Origin of the sequence: Corallococcus sp. CA053C, assembly GCF_003611675.1 — a bacterium.
GTDB lineage: Bacteria > Myxococcota > Myxococcia > Myxococcales > Myxococcaceae > Corallococcus.
On sequence record NZ_RAWA01000070.1, the window covers coordinates 21,519 to 30,406 of the forward strand.

10 protein-coding genes are annotated in these 8,888 nt (G+C 70.1%); 7 read left to right on the forward strand and 3 right to left on the reverse strand.

Annotated features, from left to right (window positions below):
• Nucleotides 1–132: 132 nt before the first annotated feature.
• Nucleotides 133–933, reverse strand: a complete 801-nt coding sequence (locus D7V97_RS12575; RefSeq protein ID WP_120610860.1) for an alpha/beta hydrolase — start codon at nt 931–933, stop codon at nt 133–135.
• Between the two features lie 125 nt (nt 934–1,058).
• Between D7V97_RS12575 and D7V97_RS12580 the strand changes: the two genes are divergently transcribed.
• From D7V97_RS12580 to D7V97_RS44095, 6 genes are all read left to right on the forward strand, one after another.
• Entirely contained in the window at nt 1,059–1,736 is a 678-nt protein-coding gene (locus D7V97_RS12580; protein ID WP_120610861.1) for a response regulator transcription factor, read from the forward strand.
• Nucleotides 1,729–2,919: a HAMP domain-containing sensor histidine kinase gene (locus D7V97_RS12585; RefSeq protein WP_233582718.1), complete on the forward strand. Its 1,191-nt coding sequence runs from the start codon at nt 1,729–1,731 to the stop codon at nt 2,917–2,919. The genes D7V97_RS12580 and D7V97_RS12585 overlap by 8 nt, the downstream gene beginning before the upstream one ends.
• A gap of 166 nt (nt 2,920–3,085) precedes the next feature.
• Nucleotides 3,086–4,525 (forward strand): ABC transporter substrate-binding protein/permease, encoded by a 1,440-nt coding sequence (locus D7V97_RS12590; RefSeq protein ID WP_233582720.1) that lies wholly within the window; start codon nt 3,086–3,088, stop codon nt 4,523–4,525.
• Nucleotides 4,522–5,271 (forward strand): amino acid ABC transporter ATP-binding protein, encoded by a 750-nt coding sequence (locus D7V97_RS12595; RefSeq protein ID WP_120610863.1) that lies wholly within the window; start codon nt 4,522–4,524, stop codon nt 5,269–5,271. Before D7V97_RS12590 ends, D7V97_RS12595 begins: the two co-directional genes overlap by 4 nt.
• Before the next feature lie 145 nt (nt 5,272–5,416).
• A complete protein-coding gene (locus D7V97_RS45855; protein ID WP_233582722.1) occupies nt 5,417–6,190 on the forward strand; it encodes a PPC domain-containing protein in 774 nt (257 codons plus the stop codon).
• 446 nt (nt 6,191–6,636) lie between these two features.
• Nucleotides 6,637–7,164 (forward strand): hypothetical protein, encoded by a 528-nt coding sequence (locus D7V97_RS44095; protein ID WP_147444790.1) that lies wholly within the window; start codon nt 6,637–6,639, stop codon nt 7,162–7,164.
• A 94-nt stretch (nt 7,165–7,258) separates the two neighbouring features.
• On the opposite strand, the gene D7V97_RS12605 is transcribed toward D7V97_RS44095, so the two are convergent.
• The gene (locus tag D7V97_RS12605) at nt 7,259–7,636 is read right to left on the reverse strand and encodes a cupin domain-containing protein (RefSeq protein WP_120610864.1); all 378 of its coding nucleotides are present in this window, start codon (nt 7,634–7,636) and stop codon (nt 7,259–7,261) included.
• A 191-nt stretch (nt 7,637–7,827) separates the two neighbouring features.
• A complete protein-coding gene (locus D7V97_RS12610; RefSeq protein ID WP_120610865.1) occupies nt 7,828–8,031 on the reverse strand; it encodes a cold-shock protein in 204 nt (67 codons plus the stop codon).
• Nucleotides 8,032–8,388: 357 nt separating this feature from the next.
• Between D7V97_RS12610 and D7V97_RS12615 the strand changes: the two genes are divergently transcribed.
• On the forward strand, nt 8,389–8,888 hold a 500-nt coding region (locus D7V97_RS12615; protein ID WP_120610866.1), incomplete at its 3' end, for a periplasmic heavy metal sensor.

Consider the following 8,888-nt stretch of genomic DNA (forward strand, 5'->3'; position numbering starts at 1 on the left):
GGGGGCCAGGCCCGCAGGGCAACCTCCACGATGCCGAGCAGTTCGGCTTCGTATCTGGAGTGAGCGGCGGAGGCGATTGGCAGGCGCCCTCCGGGGGCGCTCTCGCCAGCGCCTTCCCGGAGCGGCTGCGACTCAGCGCTCGGCGGCGAGCCAGCGCTGCACCTCCCGCAGGTAGTCGCGCGGCAGGGCGTGGCCGCTGTCGAAGCTGCGGTGCAGCTTGTGCCTGGACGGCGCGGCGGAGAAGAGCGCCGCGCTCTGGGCCGCCGGTGTGAACTCATCCTGGTTCGCGCTGAGCAGCAGCCAGCGCTGCCGCACCCGGCCCACCACGTTGATGGGCGCGACGTCCCCGAGCGTGGGCTCGATGTCCGGAGGCACCATCGTCACCAGGTGGGTGATGCGCGGCTCGCGCGCCGCCAGCAGCAGCGCCACCTGCGCGCCCATGCTGTAGCCGGCCACCAGCACGCGCGCGGGCCGGCCCCCTTCGAGCGCATGCGTGAGGACGACCTGTGCATCCGCGGCCGTCCCGGAGATCATCGACACGTAGGGCCCGGGCTCTCCCGCGTGCAACCGCTTCACCAGGAGGCCCGGCTTCTCCCCGGGCAACTTGCGCTCTCCGTGGTGGCGGGCGTCCAGGAGGTACACGCGGTAGCCCGCCGCACGCAGCGCCTCGGTGAAGGCACCGCCGTGGGTGGGCGGGGCATCCGCGAGCCAGTCCTCCTTGCCGCGGGTGAGACCGTGAAGGAGCAGGGCCACGGGGGTCCGGGCGTCCCGGGCCTTCACGTGGGGTTCGAGGACCCGCACGGGGATGCTCGCCCCGTCCGCGGCGGTCAGCGTGCGCTCAACGGCACCGGTCACCGTAGGCGTGGGTGGCGCCGCGAGGGCGACCGGGGAGGCAAACAGCAAGGCGAGGACGAGGTGCAGGGAGGGCTTCATGGGCGGGCTCCGATGACAGGGAGGCCCTACCCTGCCCCCGGCGGCGTCAGCCCCAGGTCGGGCGCGAGTTGACCTAGAGTTGACCGGGCCTCGCGCAAGGTGCGCGCACCAGGGAGAGGCGTCCCATGCGGGTGCTCGTCGTCGAGGACAACCAGGACCTGCAGGCCAATCTGGCCAGCTTCCTTGCGCCGGACTTCACGCTCGACTTCGCGTCCACGGGGCCGGAGGGGCTCGCGCTCGCGCTGGCCCACCCCTACGACGCCATCGTGCTGGACCTGGCGCTGCCCGGCATGGACGGGTTGGAGGTGTGCCGCGCCCTGCGCCAGCTCGCCCCGCGATTGGTGCCCGTGCTGATGCTCACCGCGCGCGACTCGCTGGACGACAAGGAGGAGGGCTTCGCCGCGGGCGCGGACGACTACCTGGTGAAGCCGTTCTCCCTGCGCGAGCTGCGTTGGCGACTGGAGGCGTTGGGGCGCCGCCCGGTGCCGCCCAGCGGACGGCGCCTCCTCTTCGGCGAACTGGAGCTGGAGCCCGAGGGCGGATGGGCCCGGAGGGGCGAGCGGCGCGTGCGACTCAACCGCACTGAAGCGCTGCTGCTGCGGCTGCTGATGGAGGCGGCGCCTGCGCCAGTACCCGCCGCAACCCTCGCCCACCGGCTGTGGGGCGACGAGGCGCCAGAGGGCAGCACCTTGCGCACCCACGTCTATGGCCTGCGCCGCACGCTGGGCGCGCTTGGGATGGAGCAGCTCATCGTCACCCGGCGCAACGAAGGTTATGCACTGGAGGAGCCACCGCGTGGCTAGGCCCCTGCGCGTCCTCCTGCGCCGCGCGCTGCTGCTGTCCTCGGCGCTCGCACTCGCGCTGATGGGCGGCTTCTTCACCCTCTTCAGCTACGACCTGGAGGACACCATCTTCAACCGGCTCGTCGCGGCGGAGGCCGAGCGACAGCTGGAAGGCCGCGCCGCGGAGCTGCCCGCGGGAATGAGCACGCACCGGGGGCATGCGGCCCTGCCGCCCGCGCTCGCACGCAAGCTGTCCCCCTCCCTGTCGCGCGGCGAGTACGAGGTGGCCACGGACGGGGCGGGCCACTTCCACGTCGCCGTGCGTCCGGACGCACACGGAGGTGAGCCGCTCTACGTCGCCTTCCAGGTGGACACCTTCACCAGCACCACGGGCCAGCTGGGGCGCAACGCCTGGCTGCTGCTGGTGAGTGCGGCGCTCGCGCTGCTCACGGCCTCGGGCATCGCCGTGGTCGTGGCCCGGCGCGTGAGCCGCCCCCTCGAACAGCTTGCCGCGGCGCTCGGAGAGGACGCGCCCGGGACCGCGGAGGACGAGGGTGCGGTGCAGGAGCTGGGCGCGCTCAGGGCCGCGCTGCGTGAGCGCGACGCGCGCATCCAGCGCCTCCTGGAACGCGAGCGGCAATTCAACCGCGACGTGAGCCACGAGCTGCGCACGCCGCTCGCCGTCGCGCAGGGCGCCGTGGAGCTGATCGAGCGCGCACCGCCCCAGGACGCCGCGGCCTTCGCGCGCCTGCGCAGCGCGGTGCTGCAGATGGGGCTGCTCACCGAGGGCATCCTCTGGCTCGCCCGCACGCCACGGCCGGGCGAGCGCTGCGACCTGAGGGCGGTGTCGCACGAAGTGGTCGCGCTCTACGACGGGCTGCGCCAGCCCGCCGTCTCGGTGGTGGTGGAGGCGGAAGGGCCCGTGGAGGCGCCAGTGAGCGCCGCGGTGGCGCGCGTGCTGCTCGGCAACCTGGTGAAGAATGCCTTCGGCTACACGCGCACGGGCAGCGTGCAGGTGCACGTGGCGCCCGGCCTCTGGCGCATCTCGGACAGCGGTGAGGGCCTGGGGAACGTGGCGCCCGAACACGCGGGCTTTGGCGTGGGGCTGTCGCTCGTACAGCGGCTTGCCCAGAGACTCGGCTGGAGCGTGACCTTCACCCCGCTGCAGCCGCGGGGCACCCGGGTCGAGCTGCGCTGGGCCTGAGCGGCGGAGCGTCTTCCGGGTCCTCACGCACATCGCGAAGGATTGACCCGAACTTGGCGCATCTGCTCTATGGGGTGAGGCTGCTTGCGCCCTGCATGACATGACCGACCCACCTCTCCGTCCGCGATGCGCTTCCCTGTTCTCCCGCGCCTGCCTGGCGACGGGCGTGTTGGTGTGGTTGACGGCCTGTGGCCCGAAGGAGGGCTCGGCGCTCGAGCGCGTGCAGCGCGCGGGCGTGCTCCGCTGGGGCGCGGATGCGCAGGGCGGCGAGCCCTACGCCATGGAGGACCCGGACCACCCGGGCCAGTACCGGGGCTTCGAGGTGGAGCTGGCGGATGCCCTGGGCCGCGAGCTGGGCGTGCGCGCCGAGTTCGTCCAGAACGACTGGTCCAGCCTCATCCCCACGCTGGAGCGGGGCGGCTCCTTCGACGTGGCGATGAACGGCATGGAGATCATCCCCACGCGCGCGGGCCGGGTGCTCTTCACGCGCCCCTACTACCTCTTCCACCTCCAGTTGATGGCACGGCGGGACGACACGACCGTGACGGGACTGGAGTCGCTGCGCGGGCGCCGCGTGGGCACCCTCGCCAACTCCCAGGCGTGGGAGCTGCTGCGAGGCAATGGGGCACAGGCCATTCCCTACGAGGGCGTCCAGGAGCCGTACATCGACCTGGAGCAGGGCCGGCTGGACGCCGTGCTGATGGACGACATCATCGCGCAGCGCTACGGCCTGCCGCGCCCCGGCCTGCGCGTCATCGGTGACGTGGCCGAGGGCTACTACGCCATCGCCGTGAGGCCGGGAGACGAGGACCTGCGCCAGGCGCTCGATGACGCCCTCGGCCGCATCGCGCGCTCGGGGGAGCTGCGGGGAATCTTCCGCCGCTGGGGCATCGACAACGCCGCCGAGCAGCGCATGGTGGAGTGGACGGAGGCGCAGACGCGCGAGGTGCTGTCCCATACGAGCACGTCGCGCCTGGACTGGAACCAGCTGCTGCTCTTCCTCCAGGCGGCGCTGGTGACGCTCGGCGTCTCCGTGGGGGCCATGGTCCTGGCCATCCCGCTGGGAATGACGCTGGCGCTGGGGCGGCTCTATGGGCCGAAGTGGATGGGTGCGTTCACCACGGCCTATGTGGAGCTGCTCCGGGGCACGCCGGTGCTCTTGCAGCTCTATGTCCTCTACTACGGCCTCGCGGGGGTGCTGCGGCTGGGCCCGCTCAGCGCGGCCATCCTGGGGCTGGGGCTGAACTACGCGGCCTACGAGGCGGAGGTGTATCGCGCGGGCTTGCTCGCGGTGCCCACGGGGCAGATGGAGGCGGCGCTGGCCCTGGGCATGCCGACCCGGCTCGCGCTCCGGCGGGTGATCATTCCCCAGGCGTTCCGCGTGGCCCTGCCCGGCGTCACCAACGACTTCATCGCCTTGCTCAAGGACAGCTCGCTGGTGTCGGTGATCTCCGTGGTGGAGCTGACCAAGCGCATGACCATCACCGCGGTGGATGTGCGGAGCTGGCTGTTGCCAGGAGCCCTGTGCGCGGTGCTGTACCTGGCGATGAGCTACCCCTTGTCCCGCCTCGCGCGAACGCTCGAGGCGAAGTTGGAGCGGGCATGATCGAGGTGCGGGGGCTGACCAAGCGTTACGCGGGCCGGACGGTGCTGGATGGCATCAGCGCCACCTTCACCCGGGGCGAGGTGGTGGCGTTGGTGGGGCCGTCGGGCGGAGGCAAGAGCACGCTGCTGCGGTGCCTCAACGGGCTGGAGTCCTTCGATGGAGGCTCCGTGCGCGTGGGGGACTGCGCGCTGGAGCCCGGCCGTGGGCAGGCGCAGGCCTCGCGGCTGTGGGACCTCCGGCGACGGGTGGGCTTCGTCTTCCAGCAATGGCACCTGTTCGCGCACCGCACGGCGTTGGGCAACGTCATCGAAGCCCCGGTCCACGTGAAGGGCCAGGGCGTGAAGGAGGCGACGGAGCGGGGCCGGGAGCTGCTGGCGAAGGTGGGCATGTCGCACCGCGAGGGCGCGTACCCCTCGGAGCTGTCCGGAGGCGAGCAGCAGCGGGTGGCCATTGCCCGGGCGCTGGCGATGGAGCCCGAGGCGCTGCTGCTGGACGAGCCCACGAGCGCGTTGGATCCGGAGCGGGTGGCGGGCCTGGTGTCCCTGCTGGAGCGGCTGCGCGATGACGGGCTGACGCTGGTGACGGTGACGCACGAGATGCGCTTCGCGCGGGTGCTGGCCTCCCGGGTGCTGGTGCTGCACGGCGGGCACATCATCGAAGAGGGGAAGCCGGACCAGGTGCTGGCTCACCCCCAGCACGAGCGGACCCGCGCCTTCCTGGGACTCGGGAACGCTGGCGCGAACTGAACGCGGCGGTGGCCCTCCTCCGTGCGGCAACATCCCGGCAACGTGAAGGTCACGGGCTTCCAACGAGGAACCGAGTTGCGCGACTGTGACACGCACGGCACCGGCCGCCTCCTACCCTGCGTGCTCCACCCAACACGGAGCGTCCATGCACCTCTCCCGCGCGGTTTCCGCAGTGGCCCTGGTCTCGTTGTTCGGCATCGGTTGTGGCGAGCCCCTTCCCGGAGCCGAGGGAAAGGCGACACCGCAAGTGGCCCCGGAGCTGCTGTCGCAGTCGAGCGCCCTCAGCACGGCGATCTACAACGGCTATCCGGTGACGGTGTCGGGCGGGCTGGGCTCGGTGCAGACCTTCTACCTGGTGAACCCGGCGCCCGCGCAGAAGCTGAGCTTCACGCTGCGCGGAGGGACCGGTGACGCGGACGTCTACGTGAAGCGGTACGCCGAGCCCACGTTCACCGACTACGACTGCGTGAGCGACGCGGTGGGCAACACGGAGAACTGCGTGTACACCACCGGCGTCGAGGATGATCAGCCGTACTACGTCGTCGTCTACGGCTACGAGGCGTACTCCAACGTCACGCTGCTCGCGTACTACAGCCACCCGCTGGCGCTCGCGACGACGGTGACGCCGAACATCAACCAGCTGTCGCGGACGGTGTACGAGGTGGACGTGCCGGCGGGCAAGAAGCGGCTCCAGGTCACGGCCACGCAGTCGTCCGGGCAAAGCGGCGCGTTCAAGTTCTACGTGCGCCAGGGCAGCGCGCCCGCGGTGCCGAGCGCGGTGGACTGCACCGCGGACAGCACCACGCTGCCCGCGGTCTGCTCCATCATCAACCCCGTGGCGGGCAAGGCCTACGTGATGGTCGAGGGCGTCGGCAACGTCACCTCCTTCAACCTCCGCGTGGACGCGCTCACGAAGTAGCGCCCCACTTCCCGTTGGGAGGGGGACAGCCCCCTCCCCACGTCGGGAGGGGAAACCCAATCGCATCAGCACTGGCGGGGCGGTCCGACACGCCTCTCGGGCGCCCTGCAAGGCCGTGCAACCGAGCCCCCTTTTTTCGTTGGCCCGAGAAGACAAGAAGCTCCTCCGCCCCATCCGTCATCTCGCGAAAAGACTCTCAACTCAGCATCGGCGGGACGTTCAACCATCCTACCGGCCATACCATCCGGGACGCCTCGAAGCAGTGGGTCTACAATAACTGGAATCCGAACTGTAACGCAGCGCCAGCGTGGCTCAACGGCTGCCATGCCACGTCCAGCAATCGGCTGTATCTGCATGCCGAGAAGAAGTCTCCAGACGGTGATGGCTTCCTGTTCGCCTCCCTGAATCCCATCTCATTCCCCACCGGCCTCATCGCGGAGGTCCAGGTGGTGCCATCGTGCACGCAGGTCGCGGGCGGAGGCGCCTCGGGCTGCGGCTGGAACCTCGGCATCTACGAGCATGAGTTCAACTATCGCGCGAGCGGGATTCGAAAGGACATCAACTCTGGCAGGATCTATTTCAATGTCTGGGGACCGTGCTACGAGGCTGCCTTTGATGGAACTCAGCATCCGACGACCACACCGCCCAGCGGCGTGCCGAACTGCGCACCCAGCAATACGCCGACAGTCCATGCGGATGTGTCGACGCCCCTGGGAAACGCATACACGTTGAAGGTCCAGTACTGGAACTCTTCGAGCGGGTGGCGCTGGGACTACTTCCTCAATGGAACCTGGATCGCCGGCCATCCCGCGGACCCTGACAACCAATACAACCTCGGCCCTGCCTCCTTTCCAAACCGCGCGGCTCGCATCGTCCTTGCGGCGTTCAGCCATGCACCGCGCCCGGCAGGCTGGACGGGCCCGTACAACGCCGCCGAAGGCTATTTTGGCCCTGTGAACTACTGGGTCTTCTAGGCCGGGTGCGCATCACGGACGCCCCTGGCTCATGACCGATGGGCCCCGGGTTCGAAGCCGGGCGACCCACCGTCCCCTCCCTCGCCTCCCTGCTTCAGGCCTTGGCGGCCTTGCCCTTCGTCGTGGCCTCCGAGTGCTCGTCGCGGCCGTGCACGGCGGACGAGGGGCTGGTGGCCTCCACGGCGGAGAAGGTCTCCAAGATCTTGTACGTGTGGCTGGAGCCGCGCGGCACGAGCCACGAGTCACCGGGGTTGAGCAGGATGACCTGTCCCTCCAGGTGCAGCTCCGCGCGGCCCTTGAGCACGTAGCCCACCGTCTCGTAGTCGCGGACGCTGACGGGCTTGGCCTCGGCGGGCGGCTCGTCCTCCCACAGCCGCATGGCCACCCGGACGCCGGACGCCAGGTACTTCTGGCCCATCTCGCCCTTGGGGGAATGGCGGCTTTCGACCTTCTTCACGCTGGTGTCGCCCATGTTCGCGTCTCCTTGGGGGCGGCGTGCGGCGCCGCGCTCCTCAAGGCAGAAGGTAGGGAAGACCCCGGACATTGGCGGGACGCGTCGCGCAGGCTGCCTGCCTGGCCTGCGTCCCAAAAGACGAAAGCCCAGCCTCCCTGGGGGAGACTGGGCTTCGGTGACTCACCGGTCGCGGAGAGTCGGGGCTTCGATCAAGGCGCGGCGCGGACGTTCTGCGCCTGGAGGCCCTTGGGGCCCTTGGTGACCTCGAACTCCACCTTCTGGCCTTCAGCCAGCGTGCGGAAGCCATCCATGTTGATGGCAGTGTGATGGCAGAAAACGTCTTCGCCATTGTCCTGCGCGATGAAGCCAAAACCCTTCGCGTCGTTGAACCACTTCACGGTACCGAATGCCATTGTGAGTCTCTTCTCTTTCTCTGCTTTGAGCTGGTGACCAGCTCTCGCCAGCCACCCGTACCGGAAACGCACACCGCCCCCGGCACGCCGGGCACTCTACCTGCTTCCCGCGCGAACACCACTCCAGAGGAAGGAATCGTGCGAGCAGGCGTCCTTCATCCGACAGAAGGACTTCATTGAGGCCCGCAGATTGAACACCCACCCGCCCGCGGCGCATTCCGGGGGATTTCCCGGGGCCTTCATACTTCTTCACCGCAGCCGGGCGTGGGCTTCACACCCGCTCTCTACCTTGTGCTCCGTCAGAAACGGCTCGGGCCCGCTTGAACGGCGTCCGACCTGCCCCACGGAGCCACACCCATGTTCGGATTCGTTTTCGGTACCGCGTGCCTCGCCGGCCTCTTCGCCACCCTGCGCCGGGGGCGTTACGGCCACCACCACGGCTACGGCCACGGAGGGGGCTGGCGCGCGCGTCCCCGGCTGCGCTGGCTGTTCGAGCGCCTGGAGACCTCCCCCGGCCAGGAGAAGGTCATCGTGAAGGCGGTGGAGGACGCGCGCGAGGCCTTCGCCAAGGTGCGCGACCAGTGGGGCCCCAGCCGCACGGCGCTCGGGGCGTCGCTGCGCGGGGAGCACTTCGACGGCGCCGTGCTGCGCGAGCTGTTCAGCCGCCACGACGTGGCGCTGGAGACGCTGCGCAACGCCGTGCAGGACGGCCTGTCGGCGGTGCACGAGGCGCTGGAGCCGCGTCAGCGCCGCGAGCTCGCGGACATCATCGAGCACGGCTGGGGCTACGGCTGGCGCGGGGGCCGGGGACGGCGCTGCGGCGGGCACGGCCGCTGGGGTGGCCACCACGATGACGC

Coding starts and splice junctions, on each gene's coding strand:
- D7V97_RS12575 (WP_120610860.1), bottom strand. CDS start 933: ATGAAGCCCTCCCTGCACCTCGTCCTCGCCTTGCTGTTTGCCTCCCCG.
- D7V97_RS12580 (WP_120610861.1), top strand. CDS start 1,059: ATGCGGGTGCTCGTCGTCGAGGACAACCAGGACCTGCAGGCCAATCTG.
- D7V97_RS12595 (WP_120610863.1), top strand. CDS start 4,522: ATGATCGAGGTGCGGGGGCTGACCAAGCGTTACGCGGGCCGGACGGTG.
- D7V97_RS45855 (WP_233582722.1), top strand. CDS start 5,417: ATGCACCTCTCCCGCGCGGTTTCCGCAGTGGCCCTGGTCTCGTTGTTC.
- D7V97_RS12605 (WP_120610864.1), bottom strand. CDS start 7,636: ATGGGCGACACCAGCGTGAAGAAGGTCGAAAGCCGCCATTCCCCCAAG.
- D7V97_RS12610 (WP_120610865.1), bottom strand. CDS start 8,031: ATGGCATTCGGTACCGTGAAGTGGTTCAACGACGCGAAGGGTTTTGGC.